The 18480-nt window shown below is 67.6% G+C and carries 22 protein-coding genes; 10 read left to right on the forward strand and 12 right to left on the reverse strand.

What is annotated here, in order from left to right; genetic code table 11:
* Position 1: 1 nt before the first annotated feature.
* Both ruvA and ruvC read right to left on the reverse strand, forming a co-directional pair.
* Entirely contained in the window at positions 2–676 is a 675-nt protein-coding gene (ruvA, locus tag LC039_RS05915; protein WP_226622152.1) for a Holliday junction branch migration protein RuvA, read from the reverse strand.
* A complete protein-coding gene (gene ruvC, locus LC039_RS05920) occupies positions 673–1161 on the reverse strand; it encodes a crossover junction endodeoxyribonuclease RuvC (protein WP_226622154.1) in 489 nt (162 codons plus the stop codon). Before ruvC ends, ruvA begins: the two co-directional genes overlap by 4 nt.
* Before the next feature lie 330 nt (positions 1162–1491).
* Between ruvC and LC039_RS05925 the strand changes: the two genes are divergently transcribed.
* Positions 1492–1758 (forward strand): DUF1127 domain-containing protein, encoded by a 267-nt coding sequence (locus tag LC039_RS05925; RefSeq protein ID WP_226622156.1) that lies wholly within the window; start codon positions 1492–1494, stop codon positions 1756–1758.
* 112 nt (positions 1759–1870) lie between these two features.
* On the opposite strand, the gene LC039_RS05930 is transcribed toward LC039_RS05925, so the two are convergent.
* The 6 genes from LC039_RS05930 to clpS all read right to left on the reverse strand — a co-directional run bounded on the left by LC039_RS05930 (position 1871) and on the right by clpS (position 6413).
* A complete protein-coding gene (locus LC039_RS05930) occupies positions 1871–2347 on the reverse strand; it encodes a hypothetical protein (protein ID WP_226622402.1) in 477 nt (158 codons plus the stop codon).
* A complete protein-coding gene (locus LC039_RS05935) occupies positions 2314–3189 on the reverse strand; it encodes a 50S ribosomal protein L11 methyltransferase (RefSeq protein WP_226622158.1) in 876 nt (291 codons plus the stop codon). Before LC039_RS05935 ends, LC039_RS05930 begins: the two co-directional genes overlap by 34 nt.
* A 145-nt stretch (positions 3190–3334) precedes the next feature.
* The gene (gene hemF, locus LC039_RS05940; protein WP_226622163.1) at positions 3335–4225 is read right to left on the reverse strand and encodes an oxygen-dependent coproporphyrinogen oxidase; all 891 of its coding nucleotides are present in this window, start codon (positions 4223–4225) and stop codon (positions 3335–3337) included.
* Between the two features lie 21 nt (positions 4226–4246).
* Positions 4247–5047 (reverse strand): SDR family NAD(P)-dependent oxidoreductase, encoded by an 801-nt coding sequence (locus LC039_RS05945; protein WP_226622165.1) that lies wholly within the window; start codon positions 5045–5047, stop codon positions 4247–4249.
* A 37-nt stretch (positions 5048–5084) separates the two neighbouring features.
* Complete coding sequence (locus LC039_RS05950; RefSeq protein WP_226622167.1) at positions 5085–6062, reverse strand: class I SAM-dependent methyltransferase; 978 nt, start codon at positions 6060–6062, stop codon at positions 5085–5087.
* A 24-nt stretch (positions 6063–6086) separates the two neighbouring features.
* Positions 6087–6413: an ATP-dependent Clp protease adapter ClpS gene (gene clpS / locus LC039_RS05955; protein ID WP_413463815.1), complete on the reverse strand. Its 327-nt coding sequence runs from the start codon at positions 6411–6413 to the stop codon at positions 6087–6089.
* A gap of 141 nt (positions 6414–6554) precedes the next feature.
* Between clpS and LC039_RS05960 the strand changes: the two genes are divergently transcribed.
* Both LC039_RS05960 and LC039_RS05965 read left to right on the forward strand, forming a co-directional pair.
* A complete protein-coding gene (locus tag LC039_RS05960; RefSeq protein ID WP_226622173.1) occupies positions 6555–7253 on the forward strand; it encodes an HAD family hydrolase in 699 nt (232 codons plus the stop codon).
* A 234-nt stretch (positions 7254–7487) separates the two neighbouring features.
* Complete coding sequence (locus LC039_RS05965) at positions 7488–9053, forward strand: D-alanyl-D-alanine carboxypeptidase family protein (protein ID WP_226622175.1); 1566 nt, start codon at positions 7488–7490, stop codon at positions 9051–9053.
* A 204-nt stretch (positions 9054–9257) separates the two neighbouring features.
* On the opposite strand, the gene rpsU is transcribed toward LC039_RS05965, so the two are convergent.
* Positions 9258–9464, reverse strand: a complete 207-nt coding sequence (gene rpsU / locus LC039_RS05970) for a 30S ribosomal protein S21 (RefSeq protein WP_008885097.1) — start codon at positions 9462–9464, stop codon at positions 9258–9260.
* A 116-nt stretch (positions 9465–9580) separates the two neighbouring features.
* Between rpsU and LC039_RS05975 the strand changes: the two genes are divergently transcribed.
* A complete protein-coding gene (locus tag LC039_RS05975; RefSeq protein ID WP_226622177.1) occupies positions 9581–10267 on the forward strand; it encodes a COQ9 family protein in 687 nt (228 codons plus the stop codon).
* 41 nt (positions 10268–10308) lie between these two features.
* The gene (locus LC039_RS05980) at positions 10309–11292 is read left to right on the forward strand and encodes an NAD(P)H-quinone oxidoreductase (RefSeq protein ID WP_226622179.1); all 984 of its coding nucleotides are present in this window, start codon (positions 10309–10311) and stop codon (positions 11290–11292) included.
* Between the two features lie 109 nt (positions 11293–11401).
* Here LC039_RS05980 and LC039_RS05985 read toward each other — a convergent pair whose 3' ends face one another.
* The gene (locus LC039_RS05985; protein WP_226622181.1) at positions 11402–12268 is read right to left on the reverse strand and encodes a DUF2189 domain-containing protein; all 867 of its coding nucleotides are present in this window, start codon (positions 12266–12268) and stop codon (positions 11402–11404) included.
* Between the two features lie 227 nt (positions 12269–12495).
* Between LC039_RS05985 and LC039_RS05990 the strand changes: the two genes are divergently transcribed.
* Entirely contained in the window at positions 12496–13482 is a 987-nt protein-coding gene (locus tag LC039_RS05990; RefSeq protein WP_226622183.1) for a quinone oxidoreductase family protein, read from the forward strand.
* A gap of 209 nt (positions 13483–13691) precedes the next feature.
* On the opposite strand, the gene LC039_RS05995 is transcribed toward LC039_RS05990, so the two are convergent.
* Positions 13692–14120 (reverse strand): FKBP-type peptidyl-prolyl cis-trans isomerase, encoded by a 429-nt coding sequence (locus tag LC039_RS05995; protein ID WP_095883930.1) that lies wholly within the window; start codon positions 14118–14120, stop codon positions 13692–13694.
* A gap of 249 nt (positions 14121–14369) precedes the next feature.
* Here LC039_RS05995 and LC039_RS06000 point away from each other — a divergent pair, with 249 nt between their 5' ends.
* Both LC039_RS06000 and LC039_RS06005 read left to right on the forward strand, forming a co-directional pair.
* Positions 14370–15059 (forward strand): haloacid dehalogenase type II, encoded by a 690-nt coding sequence (locus LC039_RS06000; protein ID WP_226622185.1) that lies wholly within the window; start codon positions 14370–14372, stop codon positions 15057–15059.
* The gene (locus tag LC039_RS06005) at positions 15059–15886 is read left to right on the forward strand and encodes an alpha/beta fold hydrolase (protein ID WP_226622186.1); all 828 of its coding nucleotides are present in this window, start codon (positions 15059–15061) and stop codon (positions 15884–15886) included. The genes LC039_RS06000 and LC039_RS06005 overlap by 1 nt, the downstream gene beginning before the upstream one ends.
* 3 nt (positions 15887–15889) lie before the next feature.
* Here the strand turns inward: LC039_RS06005 and truB are convergent, their stop codons facing one another.
* On the reverse strand, positions 15890–16795 hold the full coding sequence (gene truB / locus LC039_RS06010; protein WP_226622188.1) for a tRNA pseudouridine(55) synthase TruB: 906 nt from the start codon (positions 16793–16795) through the stop codon (positions 15890–15892).
* A gap of 186 nt (positions 16796–16981) precedes the next feature.
* Here truB and pcaD point away from each other — a divergent pair, with 186 nt between their 5' ends.
* Positions 16982–17770 (forward strand): 3-oxoadipate enol-lactonase, encoded by a 789-nt coding sequence (gene pcaD, locus LC039_RS06015; RefSeq protein WP_226622196.1) that lies wholly within the window; start codon positions 16982–16984, stop codon positions 17768–17770.
* A complete protein-coding gene (locus LC039_RS06020; protein WP_226622197.1) occupies positions 17770–18480 on the forward strand; it encodes an alpha/beta fold hydrolase in 711 nt (236 codons plus the stop codon). The genes pcaD and LC039_RS06020 overlap by 1 nt, the downstream gene beginning before the upstream one ends.

The raw sequence follows: 18480 nt of genomic DNA on the forward strand, positions 1-18480 counted from the left end.
TTTATCCCTTCGGCGCCAGCAGCTTCAGCGCGGCGCGGATCAGCGCGGGGGTCTCGGCCTCCGGATCCTCGCCCGCCGCCTGCGCCACCGCCGACGCCGCCTCGCCCGGCGCGTAGCCGAGATTGCCGAGCGCCGAGAGCGCCTCGGATTGCGCCGAGGCGTTGGGTTTCGGCGCCGGAGCCTTGCGCGGCGCCGCGGGCGCGGGTGTTGCGGCCGGCGCGTCCTCGATCACCACGTCGTCAGCCGAGGTCACCTGCCCCGCGCCCATGGCCATAACCATCGGGGCCTTGTCCTTCAGCTCGTTCACCACGCGCTGCGCGGTCTTCGGGCCGATGCCCTTGGCCGCCTTGATGGCGTTCCAGTCCCCGAGCGCGATCGCCCGGCTCACCCCGTCCGGCCCCAGCGTACCGAGGATGGCGAGCGAGGCCTTGGCGCCGACGCCCTGCACCGACATCAGCAGGCGGAACCATTCCTTTTCCACCAGCGAGGGGAAACCGTAGAGCTGCAGCAAATCCTCGCGCACCAGCAGGTCGGTGTAGAGCGCCGCCGCCTCACCCGGGGCCAGCGTCATCAGCACCCGCTCGGAGCAATAGACCACGTAGCCCACGCCCCGCACGTCGATCAGCGCGTGATCGTCGCCCTTGTAATCCACCCGTCCGGCGATCCGTCCGATCATGCCTTTACCTTCATTCTCTGCGCGCCCTGATGATGCGCGTGACAAATCGCGATGGCCAGTGCATCCGCCGCGTCGGGGCTGTCGATGACGACGCCCGGCAACTGCATCCGCACCATGTGGTCCACCTGCGCCTTTTCCGCGTGGCCGACACCGACCACGGTCTTCTTGACCTTGTTGGGAGCGTATTCGCCGATCTCGAGCCCGAATTGCGCCGGCACCAGCATGGCGATGCCGCGCGCCTGCCCGAGCTTCAGCGTGCCCGCCCCGTCGCGGTTGACGAAGGTCTGTTCGACGGCGGCGATCTCGGGCTGCCAGCGGTGCAGCACATCGGTAAGCTGTTCGTGCAGCGTGAGCAGGCGCGCCGCCAGCGTGCCCTGCCCCGAATCGCATGTGCCGTTCGCGACATGCCGCAAGCGACTGCCCTCCGCGTCGATCACCCCCCAGCCCATGTGCCGGAGGCCGGGATCGATTCCGATCACCCGCATTTTCTGCCTGCCCGTTCTTGTTTTTCTGCCTCCGGAGTAGCACGAAACGCGAACATCCGCCAAGCCCTCGCCCGGGTGCATTTTTTTCGTTCGGCCAGCGATGCACGTCGGCACCGCGTCCGGCATCCAAAGACGACATTCGGAAGTCTCCGCGCGACACTTTGTGCCTGATTTTTGGGTTATTTTACGGGGATTATGCTCATTTTACGTGCTATGTGAAAACTGCAGGGCCCCCATGCATTTTTGACCAGTTGTTAGAATTCTGCGGCGGCTCTATCTCCCGCTCAGAATTCAGGCACTTTGAAAACTTCTGGACAAGGACACTGACCCATGGCTGCTTATGACTACTCGCGCGACGCCTCCGGCGCCGCTGGTCTGGCAGGCCGCATCGGCAACGTCTTCGTCACCGGCTTCGCGCCCGTCGCCGCTGATGAGACCCCCCGCTCGGCCGGCCTCTTCGCTACCCTTTTCGGCATGATCGCCGAGTGGAACGACACCCGTCTGACCCGCAAGAGCCTGATGGCTCTCACCGACCGTGAACTCGACGATATCGGCCTGAGCCGCGCCGACATCCCCGCGATCGCACGTCGCCGCTGATCTCATGCGAGATCATGCATAAAGGCCGCTGTCCCGACCAGGACAGCGGCCTTTCTCATGTCCGGACTAGCCCGGACCCAGCGGAGGTGCGAGGCCGAGGCCCCGCGATCCCTCAGCGCAGGAAAACCTGCAGGTGCTGCCCGATCCAGAGCGTGACCGGGTCCACACCGAGCAGCCAGGCGCCCAGCTTGTCCCACACACTGCCATTGGTGAGCAGCGCCAGGTGTTCGCCGTAGTTCTCGGCACCAAGGCTGGCGAGCATCAGGCCCTTGAAGGCCAGGAAGCTCAGCAGCGCGACCAGAACACTTCCAAACCGCGGCGCCTTCAGCGCGCGGCGCGGGCGGTGTTCGATCACGCCGTTTCGATTCAATTTCGTGACGTAGCCATGCGCCAACTTCCGGTGCTTGTGCCGGATAGCGCGCTGACGGCGCTCGAATCTTTTCAGAGCGCTTTCCATACCGCGACAGCCCTCGTTACCATACAAATACAGAGCGTATTTGACGGGAAAGCACGGCAGAAATTTGGCAGAAGCGCGGCAAGCCTGCCGCGTTTCGATCACGAAGGCTTGCGCAGCGTGAGCGTCACCCACTCACCGATTTCGTCGCGGCGGGTCAGCTCAACACCCTGTGCAGCATAGGCTTCGACGACCTCATCGGCCTGCCGGATCAGGATGCCCGACAGGATCGCGTAACCGCCGGGCGCGAGATGCGCCGCCATATCAGGGGCCAAATCGATCAGCGGTTGCTTGAGGATATTGGCAAAAACGAGATCGAAAGGCGCGCGGGCGGCAAGATCGGGATGACCGAAGCCCGCGGCCTCGACGCAGATCACCTTTCCCTCGAGGTTGTTGGCCCGCACGTTCGCCTCGGCCACTTCCACGGCGACCTCGTCGATGTCCGACACGATTACCGGGTTGGGCCAGATGCGCGCGGCGGCCATGCCGAGCACCGCGGTGCCGCAGCCGATGTCAGCGACGTTCTGGCCAACCATGCCCTCGTTCGACAGGCGGTCGAGCGCGCGCAGGCAGCCCAGCGTGGTACCGTGGTGGCCGGTGCCGAAGGCCATGGCGGCCTCGATCAGAAGCGGCTCGGCGCCCTCGGGGATCTTGTCGGCGTCATGCGAACCGTAGACGAAGAAGCGCCCGGCCTCGACCGGGGTCAGCTCGCGGCGCACCTTGTCGACCCAGTCCTGGTCCGGCACTTCCGAGATGACGAAAGGCTCGGCGTTGAAGGCGGCGGCGAGCAGCGCCAGTTCCACGTCGTTGGGCTTGCCGAGGAAATAGCCGCCGACCTCCCAGGTGCCGGTGCCGTCTTCGATCTCGAAGACGCCCACGCCCGTGGGTTCGGGATCGATGTCCTCGATGGCCTCGCCCAAGGCCTCGGCCGCGGTCTTGTCGCTCAGCTTGGTGAAGGCGGTCCAGGTCTTGGCCATGTCGTGCTCTCCTAAAGGGGTTGGCCTGCCCGATACAGGGTTTGCGCGTGGCGCGCCAGCCTGCATGCAGCCCGCGGCGCCCCCAGCCCCCTGAAACGCAGCGCCCCGCCAGAGGGGCGGGGCGCATCGGATGATCAGGTGAGGGTCAGACCCATTTCGCCAGCGGCGGCAGGCTCATCAGCACCGCATCCGGGTCATGTCCGGTGGCGAGGCCGAACTTGGTGCCGCGGTCGTAGACCAGGTTGTACTCGGCGTAGAGCCCGCGATGCACGAGCTGCGCATCCTTCTCGGCCGCGCCGAAGCCCATGCTCCGGCGTTTCTCGACCAGCGGAAGGTAGGCGGGCAGGAAGGCGCGGCCGATGTCCTGCGTCAGGGCGAAGTCCGCCTCCCAATCGCCGGTGTTGCGGTCGTCCATGAAGATGCCGCCGACGCCGCGCGCCCGCTTGCGGTGCGGGATGTAGAAATACTCGTCCGCCCAGGCCTTCAGCTCGGGATAGAGCGCCGCGCCGTGCGGATCGAGGTACTCTTTCTGGGTGGCGTGGAAATGCGCCGTGTCCTCTTCGTACTCGAGGCAGGGATTGAGATCCGAGCCGCCCCCGAACCACCAGGCGCCCGGCGTCCAGAACATGCGGGTGTTCATGTGCACCGCAGGCGCGTGCGGGTTCTGCATGTGGGCGACAAGGCTGATCCCCGAGGCCCAGAAGCGCGGGTCGTCCTCGATTCCCGGCACGCCGCGCGCCGCCATGGATTTCTGCGCCGCCGCGCCGAGCGTGCCGTAAACGGTCGAGACGTTCACCCCGACCTTCTCGAACACCCGGCCGCCGCGCATCACGCTCATCAGCCCGCCGCCGGCGTCGCTACCGTCGTCGGCGGTGCGGGTGGTGGGCGTCACGGTGAAGCGGCCCGCCGCATGCTCGGACAGCGGTCCCTCGGCGTGGCTGTCCTCGAGCCCTTCGAAGGCGTCGACGATCTTGTCGCGCAGCGCGCGAAACCAATGCGACGCGCGGGTCTTGCGCTCGTCAAATACGTCACTCATGTGCGTCCCCCCAGGCCCGGCTCAGTGCATCGGCGTGCCGACCGGGTCGATCAGCGTGCGGCCGCCATCCACGGTCATGATCTGGCCGGTCATGAAGCCCGACGCCTCGGAGGCAAGGAACTGCACCGCCTCGCAGACCTCGTCCGGCCCGGCGATACGACCGGCCGGTGTGTGCTTCTCGATCTCCTCGCGGTAGCCGGGATGCTCCTTGAGGATGTTCTTCAGGCTCGAGGACATCAGCGAGCCGAAGGCCACCGAGTTCACCCGGATCTTCTGCTCCGCCAGCGACACCGCCATCGAGCGGGTCAGCTGGTCGAGCGCCGCGACCGAGACCGAGTAACCCAGCAGATGCGGGTTGGCCCGCGCGGCGGCGATCGACGAGATATTGATGATCGTGCCGGCGCAGCGGACGTCCTGCCCCTCGGCCTGCTTGATCATCCGCTTGGCGACGATCTGGCTCAGGCGCATCGCGGGCATCAGGTTCTGGCCGATCATCGTCTCGAGCGAGGCATCCTCGCAGTCGTGCACGTTGGTGGGCAGGATCTGTCGCGCGCCGTTCACCAGGATGTCGACCCTGTCGTAGGCGTCGAGAGTCGCCGACAGCAGGTTGGCCAGCGTCAGCTTCTCGCGCAGGTCGCCGGCGAAGTAGCGCATGGTGCTCTCTTCATCGACCTGCCCGCATTCCTTGGCCAGCCGGTTCTCGTCCATGTCCGCGAACATGACGTTGGCACCACGGGATGCAAAGTGCCGCGCGATCGCGAGGCCCACGCCATTGGCGGCGCCGGTGACGATGGCGGTCTTGCCTTCGATGGAAAAACTCATGGGAATCCCTTGAATGTTTGCGCCAAGCTAGCCGCGATCAGCGCCCCGGGCGAGAGGCGTGCAGGATCTTGAACCGCGAATCCCCTGCGATTTCCTCGGAATTGCGGAAGCGTTCGGCAAGCCGGGTCTCGTAGGGCAGGTGCCGGTTGGCGACGAGCCAGAGCTGGCCCGAGGGTTTCAGCACCCGCGCGGCCGCATCGATGAAGGCCTGGCCGAGCGAGGGCTCGGCCTTGCGCCCGGTGTGGAAGGGCGGGTTCATGACGACCGCGTCGAGCAGCGCCGGGGGGCGCCAGTCGAGCGCGTTGGCCCAGTGGAACTGCGCGCGCGCGTCGGTGACATTGCGCCGTGCGCAGTCGAGCGCGTCGTGATCGGCCTCGACCAGATGCAGCGCGGCGATCTTCTCGCGGCGCAGCAGGCCGTTTGCCAGACCGCCCCAGCCCGCACCGAGATCGGCGACATTGGCGCCGAGCTTCTCGGGCAGCGCCGCAAGCAGCGCCTCGCTGGCCGGGTCCGGCCCGTCGGCCGAGAACACGCCGGGCGCGGTCCACTGCCCGCCGGGCAGTTGCGCCGGGCCCTTGGCCCAGTCGACGAAAGCATCGGTGGCGGTGAACCAGATGGTCTTGCCATGCGCCTTGGAGACCTGCCCCATGATCTCGGTGCGCTTGCGCAGCGCCTTCAGGCAGGCGTCGATGCCGTCGGTCTTCTGGCCGTCGACGATCACCAGGCCACCCTTGGCGGCGGCGTTGGCCTCGGCGATCCAGGCCTCGGCTCGGTCGCGGGCGCGGGGCAGGAAGACGATGGCAGCGGCAAACTCCCCCTCGGGGGCCAGCGCGACGGTCCAGCCGCGGCGCTCCCAGGCGTCGTAATCGGGGGCAAGGCGCTGGACGACGGTGCACCGCTCGCGCGGCAGATCGCCGGCGTCGAAGTCACCGGGGGCGCCAAGCAGCAGGATGCGCCCTTCGGAGGGCAGGTCGAGACCTCCCTCGAGCGCGAAACTCAATCGGGTATCAGACATGGTCGAGCCGCCGGGTCGGGCGGATCACTCCTTTTCCATGGTGCATTGCAGCGGATGCTGGTGACGCCGGGCAAAATCCATGACCTGCCCCACCTTGGTCTCGGCGATCTCGTGGCTGAACACGCCAACGACGGCGACGCCCTTCTTGTGCACGGTGAGCATCACCTCGAAGGCCTGGGCATGGGTCATGCCGAAGAAGCGCTCGAGCACGTGCACGACGAATTCCATCGGCGTGTAGTCGTCGTTCAGAAGCAGCACCTTGTAAAGCGGCGGGCGCTTGGTCTTGGGCTTGGTCTGCAGAACGACGTCGGAATCGCCCTCGCCATCACGGGGGTCGTTGCGGTCGGACATGAGGACTTTCTGGGCCGTGACGGGGTAGGTCATCTCGGGGACGCTTTTGCTTTGCGTGTGCTTTGCGGTTCCGGCTTTGAAGGGTCTATATAAATCCAAGGAGCCGCGGAGAAAAGACCCGTGGCGGGAAGAGGCGACAATATGGCCCGGAAACTGCAAACAATCGGCTTCGATGCCGACGATACGCTCTGGCACAACGAGCGCTTCTTCACGCTGACACAGGAGCGATTCGCCGAACTGCTGGCCGATCACGCCGAGCGCGACCATCTCGAGGAGCGCCTGCTGGCCGCCGAGACGCGCAACATCGGCCACTACGGGTTCGGCGTGAAGGGCTTCGTGCTGTCGATGATCGAAACCGCCGTCGAGGTCACCGAGGGCCGCGTTCCGGGCGCGGTCATCGGGCAGATCCTCAAGGCCGGGCAGGACATGCTCGCGCATCCGGTCGAACTGCTGCCGCACGCGCAGGCGGCGGTCGAGGCGCTGGCGCCGGAGCATCACCTCGTGCTGATCACCAAGGGCGACCTGCTGCACCAGGAGCGCAAGCTGGCGGCCTCGGGGCTGGGCGATTTCTTCGACGCCGTCGAGATCGTCTCGGACAAGCAGCCGCAGACCTACGCCCGTATCTTCGGCGCCAGCCCCGGCGGGGCGGAAGGCGCGATGATGGTGGGCAATTCGCTGAAGTCGGACGTCAATCCGGCGATCCGCGCCGGCGGCTGGGGGGTCTTCGTGCCGCAGGACCTGGCCTGGAGCTTCGAGCATGACGAGAAACTCGATCATCCCCGTTTCCGAGAGATTCCCCACCTTGGTGCACTCGCCAAGCTTGTGGAAACGCTGGGCTGACCCGAGGTCCCGGCAAACCGCCGTAATCGTGCCGTAATCGTCCCTATAGTGGTACTCTCAAGCAGCTCCTACCAAATATAGGAGTTCACGATCGAGAAAACGCCGAAGAATCAAGGCATTGCAGACTTTATTTTTTTGCCGCTCCGTGCTAGCGTTTTCCCAAACTAGAACAGTTGGCCACCGGAAAACCGGAGGCGAGAGGCAGAGAAGGCGAAAACCGTGACGGGACGGCGCATGAAGCGACCGGGCCGAGCAGGCCTGTACATTCTCACACTCATCTGGCTCGCCCTCGTGGCGCCACTCGGCGCGTGGGCTGCACCCTATGCCGCGCTGGTGATGGACGCCCGATCTGGTGAAATCCTATTTTCCGAGAACGCAGAGACCCGGCTCCATCCGGCCTCGCTGACCAAGATGATGACGCTCTACATCGCCTTCGAGGCGGTCGAGCACGGCGAAATCAGCATGGACACGGTCGTGACCATCTCGAAGAACGCCGCCGCCGAGCCGCCCTCGAAACTGGGTCTGCGCTCCGGACAGAAGATCAAGCTCCGCTACCTCGTACGCGCCGCCGCGGTGAAATCGGCCAATGACGCCGCTACCGCCATCGGCGAGGCGATCGAGGGCTCGGAGGCCGCCTTTGCCCGCCGCATGAACCGCACGGCCAAGGCGCTGGGGATGACCCGCACCACCTTCAAGAACGCCAATGGCCTCACCTCCGAAGGCCACCTGTCCACCGCCCACGACATGGCGATCATGGGGCGGCACATCCTCTACGATTACCCGGGCTACTATAACCTCTTCTCGCGCCGCACCACCGACGCGGGCATGCGCGAGGTCGCCAATACCAACCGCCGCTTCCTTGCCGCCTACAAGGGCGCCGACGGGATCAAGACCGGCTACACCCGTGCCGCGGGCTTCAACCTCGTCGCCTCGGCCGAACGCGGCCGCGAGCGGATCATCTCGGTGGTCTTCGGCGGCACCTCCACCGCCGCCCGCAATGCCAAGAGTGCCGAACTGCTCAACCTCGGCTTCAAGCGCGCCGCGACCAATGTCGCCCTGCGCCGCCCCGCCAAGCCGCCCTACATGGGCCGCGTCGGCGGCAGCGACATGATGGTCGCCGGCGCGGATGCCGATGATTCCGGCCTGCGCGGCAAGTCGATCAGGGTGGCGGCGGCCGCCGTGACCAAGAGCCTGCGCCCGCAGATCCGCCCCGGGGTAAGCAGCTCCGACGTGGCGCCGCTGGTGGCGGGTGTCGAGGATGACATCACCAGCGTGCTGGAAACCGTGCAGGTCGCCGCCGTGGCCCCTGCCGTCGCCGTCACGCCCGACCCCATCAACATCGCGGACGTCGCCGAAGCCATGGTGGTCGCCGAGGGTGACACCGGCATCGCCCCCGATGCCTCGATCAAGCCCGTGCGCCGCCCGCAGGCCATGGCTCTGGTCAGCGCGCCGGCGCCGGCCGCCGCGGTGGCGACCGAAGTGGTGGCAGAACCGGCGGCAGTCGCCGTCGCGGCGGCGGAACCCGCCGCGCAGGAGGTGGTCACCCGCGTCTCCACCTCGGGCGGACGCCACTGGGGGATCAACGTCGGCCGCTACCCGAGCCGCTACGCCGCCGAGAAGGTGCTGCTGAAGACCGCGCTGATGGAAACCGCTACGCTGGACGGCTCGCTGCGCAAGGTGGTCGACCGCTCGGGCGGCTTCGACGCGAACTTCATGGGGCTCTCGCGCGAGACGGCAGACCTCGCCTGCCGCCGCCTTCAGGCCCGCCAGGTGACCTGCTTCATGATCGGGCCGAGCTGAGCAGCATCCCCGCACAGCACTGACAAAAGAAAACCCCGGGCTCCGCACCCGGGGTTTTCTTTTTGCAGCCATCGAAGCGCCTGCAGGGTGCGCACCCCCCAGAAACGACAAACCCCCGAAAGGCAGAGCCCCGGGGGTCGTCAACTTCTTCGTGTCGGAAGGTCAGCTGCCTGACCTCACGAGAATGATCTCACGAGCGTAAACTCAGAGGAGACCTTCGCGCTGAGCCTTCTTGCGCGCCAGCTTGCGGGCACGGCGGACAGCCTCGGCTTTCTCGCGAGCCTTCTTCTCGGACGGTTTCTCGAAATGCTGCCGAAGCTTCATTTCACGGAACACGCCTTCGCGCTGCAGCTTCTTCTTCAGGGCGCGGAGCGCCTGATCGACGTTGTTGTCGCGAACACTAACCTGCATGTGGTTTTCACCACCTTTCTAGTTTTGAGTTGCAAGGAAATTGCAGGAGCCCGGTCTATAGCAAGGGTTGCCAATCTTGTCTAGACTCCTACCCATTGAGTCGAAGGAGAGGCCCCATGAGTGAAGAAATTGCCGGGCGCCTGCTGGATGCGGCGCTGAACCATGTCGCCTTCGACGGTTGGTCCGAGACGACCTTCCGCGCGGCGGCAAGTGATTCCGGGATCGACCCGGTGGTGGCCCGCGGGCTCTATCCGCGCGGCGCGGTGGAAATGGCGATCGCCTTCCATCGGCGCGGCGACGAGACGATGGCCGCGCGTCTCAAAGAGATAGACCAGTCCGAGATGCGCTTCCGCGATCGCGTGGCACTGGCCGTCCGCACCCGGATCGAGGCCGTGGACGACCGCGAGGCGGTGCGCCGCGGAACAGCGCTCTTTGCGCTGCCGATGTACGCCCCCGACGGCGCCAAGCTGATCTGGGGCACCGCCGACCGCATCTGGACAGAGCTGGGGGACACCTCGCGCGATTTCAACTGGTACACCAAGCGCGCCACGCTGAGCGCCGTCTATTCCTCGACCGTGCTGTTCTGGCTGGGCGACGATTCGCCCGACAATCAGGCCACCTGGGAATTCCTCGACCGGCGGATCGAGGACGTCATGCGCTTCGAGAAGACCAAGGCGAAGATGCGCGGCACCCCGGTGCTGGGCAAGGTGCTGGCGGCGGGCCCCGAGAAGGTGCTCGGCAAGCTGCGCGCCCCGAAAAGCCCGCGCCACGGGCTGCCGGGCGGCTGGACCGCGCCGCGCTGAGCCCCCTGCCCTCCCAGCACGACAGCAAGACAGGACCACCAATGACCAAGACCATGCGCGCCGTCGAGATCTCGCAGCCCGGCGGCCCCGAGGTGCTGCGCCTGACCGAGCGCCCCGTTCCCGAAGCCAGCCACGGCCAGGTGGTGATCCGCGTGGCCTACGCCGGGGTGAACCGCCCCGACGCTCTGCAGCGCGCCGGCAGCTACGCGCCGCCCCCCGGCGCTTCGGACCTGCCCGGGCTCGAATGCTCCGGCGAGGTCATCGCCACCGGCCCCGGCGTCATCTGGCCTGCCGTGGGCGATCAGGTCTGCGCCCTGCTGCCCGGCGGCGGCTATGCCGACTACGTCGCCACCCCCGCCGCCCATTGCCTGCCCGTGCCGCAGGACATGGGCCTGCGCGAGGCGGCCTGCCTGCCCGAGACCTTCTTCACCGTCTGGAGCAACGTCTTCCAGCGCGGCGGGCTGCAGGCGGGTGAGCGCTTCCTGGTGCATGGCGGCTCCTCGGGCATCGGCACCACCGCGATCCAGCTCGCCAGCGCCTTTGGCGCGCGGGTCTTCGCCACCGCCGGCTCGGCGGACAAATGCGCCGCCTGCGAAGAGCTCGGCGCCGAGCGGGCGATCAACTACCGCGAGGAGGATTTCGTCGAGGTCATGCGCGGGCTTGGCGGGGCGAACCTGATCCTCGACATGGTCGGGGGCGACTACATCCCGCGCAACGTCAAGGCGCTGGCCGACGAGGGACGGCTGGTGCAGATCGCCTTCCTGCAGGGCCCCAAGGCGGAGCTGAACTTCGCGCAGGTGATGATGCGCCGGCTGACGATCACCGGCTCGACCCTGCGGCCGCAGAGCGATCTGGCCAAGGCGCGCATCGCGCAGGCCCTGCGCGCGCAGGTCTGGCCGCTGCTCGAGGCGGGCCGCGTCGCGCCGGTCATGGACTCGGACTTCGCGCTGGATCAGGCCGCCGAGGCGCACGCGCGCATGGAAGGCTCGACCCACGTCGGCAAGATCGTCCTGAAGGTCAGCTAATCGAAGCACAACGCACGCCCGGAGGTCGCCTGCCCGTCACGGCGGGCGGGGCGCCCTCCCGGCGGCTCCGCCTCGTTCCGGGCGGGTCAGCCTCCCGCCCGATGAGCTCTTACGCAACCGCGCGGCGGTAGAAGTGCCAGCTTGCGTGGCCGAGCAGCGGCAGCACCACCATCAGCCCCAGCAGCAGCGGCAGCGAGCCCAGCACCAGCAGCACCGCGATGACCGCGCCCCAGCAAAGCACGACCTTCGGGTTCTTCTGCAGCACATGCACCGAGGTCATCACCGCCACCGGCGCGCCGACGTGCCGGTGCAGCAGCAGCTGGAACGAAACCACCGAGACCGCCAGCGCCACAAGCGCGAAGACAAAGCCCACGCCGCAGCCCAGCACGATCATCCACCAACCGCCCGCGGTGTTGAACACCTGGTCGAGGAACGCCCCCATGCTTTGATGCGTGGCCGGCCCCATGGTCACCAGGTGGATGAAATGCGCCGTCAGCATCCACGCGCAGAACAGCGCGATGAGGTAGAGCCCCATCACCAGCATCGCCCCGAACGCCGGGGAACTCAGCACCGCGAAGGCATCGCGCCAGCTCGCCTCGAGACCCATCTCGCGCCTCCGGCTCATCTCGTAGAGCCCGACCGCGGCCATTGGCCCGACGATGGCAAAGCCCGCGGCCATGGGGAACAGCAGCGGCAGCAGCGCCTGGTGAAACGCCATGCCCATCAGCAGCAACCCCATCACGGGGTAGATGAGCACGATGAACAGCACGTCGCTGCGGCAGGCCTTGAAGTCCTCCCAGCCCGCGCGCAGCGAGTCGGAGATGTCCGACATCTCCATCGTCCGCACCCGGCGCGGGGTGTGGGCGTGGTCCGTCCCGAGCTCGCGCGTCGCGGCCGAGACATGCGAACCCGCCGCCGAGAGCTGCTGTGCCGCCCAGCTCAGCGGGTTGCCGATCGTATGAGGTGTGTGTGCCATGAGTCTCCTCCCTTGGCGTCGCGCGCAGCGCCAATCGCGGGTCCGGCCATGGCACGCGCCGAAAGCCAGACGGATCGGTCGCGCGTATGACGCAAGTCTAGCACGAAACCCGCTCGCGGTGCATCACCTCGGCGAGATGCGCCCATCGGGCGGCAAACGTGCCCCCTTGCCCCCGCCGGCGCCGCGTCGCAGGGTCTGGCGCAAACGTCAGACAGGAGGACACGACCATGGCCGAGACAGCCCGCACCGTCATCATCGAGGAAAACGGAGGCCCCGAGGCGCTCAAGCTGGTCGACTGGCCGTTGGGCACGCCCGGCCCGGGCGAGATCCTCATCCGCCACAAGGCCTGCGGCCTCAACTTCATCGACTGCTACCAGCGCTCGGGGCTCTACCCGCTGGAGCTGCCGCATGCGCTCGGCATGGAGGCCGCCGGGGTGATCGAGGCGGTCGGCGAAGGCGTCACCCATCTCGCCCCCGGCGACCGCGCCGCCTATGCCTCCACCCCTCCGGGCGCCTATACCGAGGCGCGGGTGATGCCCGCCGCGCAGGTCTGCAAGCTGCCGGACGAGATCTCGTTCGAAGATGGTGCGGCGATGATGCTGAAGGGGCTGACCGTCCAGTATCTCTTCCACCGCACGACGCCGCTCAAAAAGGGCGACACGGTTCTGTTCCACGCCGCCGCGGGGGGCGTCGGGCTCATCGCCTGCCAATGGGCGAAATCCGAGGGCATCCGGCTGATCGGCACCGCCGGCTCGGACGAGAAGTGCCAATTGGCGCTCGACCATGGCGCCGATGCCTGCATCAACTACAACACCGAGGATTTCACCAAGCGCACCCGCGAGCTGACCGATGGCAAGGGTGTCGACGTGGTGATGGACTCGATCGGCGCCTCGACCTTCATGGGCTCGCTCGACTGCCTGAAACCACTGGGGATGATGATTTCCTTCGGCAATGCCTCCGGCCCGGTCGAGGCCTTCAACCTCGGCATCCTTGCACAGAAAGGCTCGCTAAAGGTCACCCGGCCTACGCTCTTTGCCCATATCGCCGATCCGGCCGCCTGCCAGGAGATGGCGGCGATGCTGATGGGCAAGGTCGCCTCCGGCGCGGTGAAGATCCGCATCGACCAGCGTTTCCCGCTGGAAGACGTCGCCGAGGCGCACCGCGCGCTCGAGGCCCGCAAGACCACCGGCCAGACCATCCTGACGCTGGGCTGAGGACGGGAGCCCGCCCGGCACAAGGCCAAGGGCCGCCGGGCGCGCGGTGGTCCATCGAGGCGGGACGGTTCACGCCCGATGGACGACGCCGTTCCCTTGGGCCGGCACCCACCCGGCGCGCTCCGCCACCCGAACAGCAAAACGGCGCGGGACACCCCCGCGCCGTTCTCAATTTCAACAGGGCCGCAGCCCCGGGCGATCAGCCCAGATCAGGCGATCTCGACCAGCTCGATGGCAAAGGTCAGATCCTTGCCCGCGAGCGGGTGGTTGGCGTCGAGCGTGACCTCGGTGTCGGTCACCTCGACCACGGTCACCTGCACCACCTGGCCGGTCGGCGTCTGCATCTGCAGCGGGGTGCCCAGGTCGAGCGGGATGTTGTCGGGAATGTCGGCGCGCGGCACGGCCTGGCGCGCCTCGGCGTGGACCGGGCCATAGGCTTCCTCGGAGGAGACCTCGACGGTCTTCTTCTCGCCGACGGTCATGCCGGGCATCGCCTTGTCGAGGCCGGGGATGATCTGGCCCGAGCCGACCTGGAACTCCAGCGGGTCGCGACCCGCGCTGGAATCGAAGGTGGTGCCGTCGTTCAGAGTGCCGGTGTAATGAATACGCACGGTGTCGCCGGTCTTGACCTGCGTCATGGGGTGTCTCCGATCTGTTTGGGAAAGTTCTGTGGATGGGACGAGGCCACCTGTCGCGGCGGGTGCTCGTTTGCTCTCCCCTCCAACCTAAGCATCCTGCCCCGGGATTGCAAAGAGGATGTCCGGACAGGCCCCGGGCGCAGTCTGGCCCCCTTCCAACCCCCGGCAAATTCACCCTTCCGACAGGCCCCTGCCCGTGCCACCCTGCGCCGGATCGCGAGGAGGACCGCACGCCCCATGACGCAAACCATGACGCAAACCGCCAGGATCACCACCTGCGTCTTCGACGCCTACGGCACGCTCTTCGACGTCTCCGCCGCCGCCCGCCGCGCCGCCGAGGCGCCGGGACAGGCGGCGCTGGCCGAGGTCTGGCCCGCGCTTTCCGCCGACTGGCGGCGCAAGCAGCTCGAATACAGCTGGCTGCGCGCAGTGACCGGCGATCACTGCAGCTTCTGGCAGGTGACACAGGACGGGCTCGACTGGGCCATGGAGCACCATGGACTGAGCGATCCCGACCTGCGCGAGACCCTGCTCGGCCTCTACTGGGAGCTTTCACCCTACCCCGAGGTGCCGAAACTGCTTGCCACGCTGAAGGCCCGCGGCCTCGCCTGCGCGATCCTGTCCAACGGCAGCCCCGACATGCTGGACGGCGCCGTCTCCAGCGCCGGGCTCGAAAGCTATCTCGACGCCGTCCTCTCGGTCGAGGACGTGGGGGTCTTCAAACCCGCCCGCGCGGTCTACGATCTCGTCGGCCAGCGCTTCGGCACGGAACCGGGCGAGGTGCTGTTCGTTTCCTCCAACGGCTGGGACGCGGGCAGCGCGGCGGCTTACGGCTTCGTCACCGCCTGGGTCAACCGCGCCGACGAGCCCATGGACTGCCTGCCCGGCCAGCCGCAGCACGTGCTGCCTGACCTGACCACAATCCCGGAGCTTCTGTGATGCCCGAGTTCACCACATCCGACGGCCTGAAGATCCACTACACCGACGAGGGCCACGGCATCCCGCTGCTTTGCCTCGCCGGGCTGACCCGCGACGGGCGCGACTTCGACTATCTGGCGCCGCATCTCGACCCGGCGAAAGTCCGGATGATCCGCATGGACTACCGCGGGCGCGGGCAGTCCGACTGGACCGACCACGCCAGCTACACCATCCCGATCGAGGGCCGCGATGCGGTGGAATTGATGGACCACCTCGGGCTGAAGCAGGTGGCGGTGCTCGGCACCTCGCGCGGCGGGCTGATCGCCATGGTGCTGGCGGCGACGGTCAAGGAGCGGCTGCGCGGCGTCGCGCTCAACGACATCGGCCCCGAGATCGGCGACGCAGGGCTCGCGGTCATCAAGGATTACATCGGCCGCAACCCGGCGTGGAAGACCTACGACGAGGCCGCCGAGCAAATGGCCATGGGGATGACCGCCTTCAGGGACGTGCCGCCGGGGCGCTGGATGGAGGAGGTGACGAAGTTCTACCGCGCGACGCCGGAAGGGCTGCAGATCCAATACGACCCGCGGCTGCGCGACGCGGTGCTCGAAGCAGGCGCGCAGCCCGCGCCGGACCTCTGGCCGCTTTTCGATGCCTTCAAGGGCCTGCCGCTCTGCGCCCTGCGCGGCGATGGCTCGACACTGCTGACCGCCGAAACCTTCGCCGAGATGCAGCGTCGCCGACCGGATATGATCGCCGCCGAGATCCCCGGCCGCGGCCATGTGCCCTTCCTCGACGAACCCGAGTCGCTGGATGCGCTGCGGCGCTGGCTGAAGATGCTGGGCTGAGCCTCAGTCGAGGTTGAACACCCGGTTCGGGTGCAGCTCACCGGCCTTGAAGATGCCCACGGCGATCGGCTTGCCCTGGAACGACGCCCAGGCCTCGTCGCCGTATTCGGCCTCGCCAGGGATGACCATGCCGGGGTTGCCGTTGCGCAGACGCGCCGCGCCCTCGGGGGTGCAGCGCAGCTCGGGCAGATCGGCAAGGCCCACCTGCAACGGCAGCAGCTTTTCATCCAGCTCGGGCGTCTTGGCCAGCGCGTCGATCTCCTCGACGCCGATCCCGTCCGAGGCCTCGAAGGGCCCGGACCAGACCCGGCGCAGGCGCAGCACGTGGCCGTGGCAGCCGAGCGCCTCGCCGAGGTCGCGGGCGATCGAGCGCACATAGCCGCCCTTGCCGCAGACCATCTCCAGTTCGACATGATCGGCGTCGAGCCGCTCGAGCATGATCAGCGATTCCACGAAGAGCGGACGGGCGGACAGCTCCATCTCCTCGCCGTCCCGCGCCCGCTTGTAGGCGCGCTCGCCATCGACCTTCACCGCCGAGAACTGCGGCGGCACCTGCTGGATGTCGCCGACGAACTGATGCAGCGCTTCCTTGATCACGTCGTCGGAAGGGCGCTCGGTGCTCTCGCGCAGGATCTCGCCCTCGGCATCGTCGGTGTTGGTCGCCTGCCCCAGGCGCACCACGAAGCGGTAGGCCTTCATCGCGTCGGTGATGTAGGGCACGGTCTTGGTCGCCTCGCCGAGCGCCACGGCCAGAACGCCGGTCGCCTCGGGGTCGAGCGTGCCCGCGTGGCCCGCCTTCTTCGCCGCCAGCGCCCAGCGGACCTTGTTGACCACCGAGGTCGAGGTCATGCCCGCCGGTTTGTCGACGATCAGCCAGCCGGAAATGTCGCGACCCTTCTTGCGTGCCATTGGTGTCCCCGCGCCTCTTCGTATGTCATCAAGGCGCGCCTGCTAGCAGGCGGCGGGCGCGGGTGTCAATCTGCACTGGCGCCGCGCGATGCGCATGGGCGGAGCATGGGCCGTGGCGCCCGATCGCCTTTTCTCTCGCCGCGCCGCCCGCTAGGGTCCGCCGCAAGTTCAAGGGAGGCCCCCGCCATGCTCATGGCCGATCTCGGCGATGTCCGACTTCACTACCGCATCGACGGCCCCGAGGAGGGCGCGCCGCTGGTGCTGGCCAACTCGCTGGGCACCGACTTCCGGCTCTGGGACGGGCTGCTGCCGCACCTCCCCGGGGGGCTGCGGATCCTGCGCTACGACATGCGCGGCCATGGTCTGTCGGACTGCCCCGAGCCGCCCTATTCCATGGGCGCTCTGGTGCGCGACGCCGAACGGCTGATGGAGCACACGGGGTTCCGAGATGCGGTCTTCGTCGGCCTGTCGATCGGCGGCATGGTGGCGCAGGGGCTGTCGGCCAAGCGCCACGACCTCGTACGCGCCGCGGTGCTGTCGAACACCGCCGCCAAAATCGGCACCCGGCAGATCTGGGAGGCTCGCATCGCCGAGGTCGAGAAGGGCGGCGTCGAGGCCATCGCGGATGCGGTGCTGGAGCGCTGGTTCACCCGCAAGTTCCGCGCCTCCGAGGCGATCAAGCCCTGGCGCAACATGCTCACCCGAACGCCCGCAAAGGGCTACATGGGCTGCGCCGCCGCCATCGCCGGGACCGATTTCATCACCCCCACCTCGGGCCTGCGCCTGCCGCTGCTCGGCATCGCCGCCAGCGACGACGGCTCCACCCCGCCCGACATGGTGCGCGAGACGACCGAGCTCGTGCTCGGCTCGCAATTCGCGCTGATCCGCGGTGCCGGGCATCTTCCCTTCGTCGAGAAGCCCGCCGAATACGGGCAGATCCTCACGGACTTCCTCAGGGGACAGGGGCACATCTGATGGCACATTTCCTGCTGATCCACGGCGCTTCGCACGGGGCCTGGTGCTGGCGCGACGTGATCGCGGCGCTGGAAGAGCGCGGCCACGCCGCCCGCGCCATAGACCTGCCCGGCCATGGCGCAGATACCACGCCGCGCGATCAGGTCACGCTGCAGCACTACGTCGATGCCATCCTGGGCGCGCTCGACGCGCCGACCATCGTCGTCGCCCATTCCATGTCCGGCGTGCCCGCGACCCAGGCCGCCGACCTGCGCCCCGAGAAGTTCGCCCGGCTTGTCTACCTCTGCGCCTTCCTGCCCAGCGATGGTGACAGCGTCACCAGCCTCAGCCGCGCCTGGCCCGAGCAGCCGCTGAACGAGGCGATCCGGCGTGACGAAGGTGGCGCGACCTTCCATTTCGACCCCGCGATGATCCGCGAAAAGTTCTACCACGACTGCCCCGACGCGCTGGTGGACCGCGCCGCGCGCCATCTCACGCCGCAGCCGATCGCGACCCAGAAGGACCGCGTCTCGCTTTCGGGCCGGGTCGAGCAGGTGCCGCGCAGCTACATCCTGTGTTCGCAGGACATGGCGGTGCCGCCCGACCACCAGCGTGCCATGGCGTCGGTCTTGCCAAGCGACGAGGTCTACGACATGAGCAGCGCGCATTCGCCTTTCCTGTCCGACCCCGAGGGCCTCGCCGCCCTTCTGGACCGTATCGCCCGGAGCTGA

Source organism: Alloyangia pacifica (genome assembly GCF_020524285.1).
Taxonomy (GTDB): domain Bacteria; phylum Pseudomonadota; class Alphaproteobacteria; order Rhodobacterales; family Rhodobacteraceae; genus Salipiger; species Salipiger pacificus_B.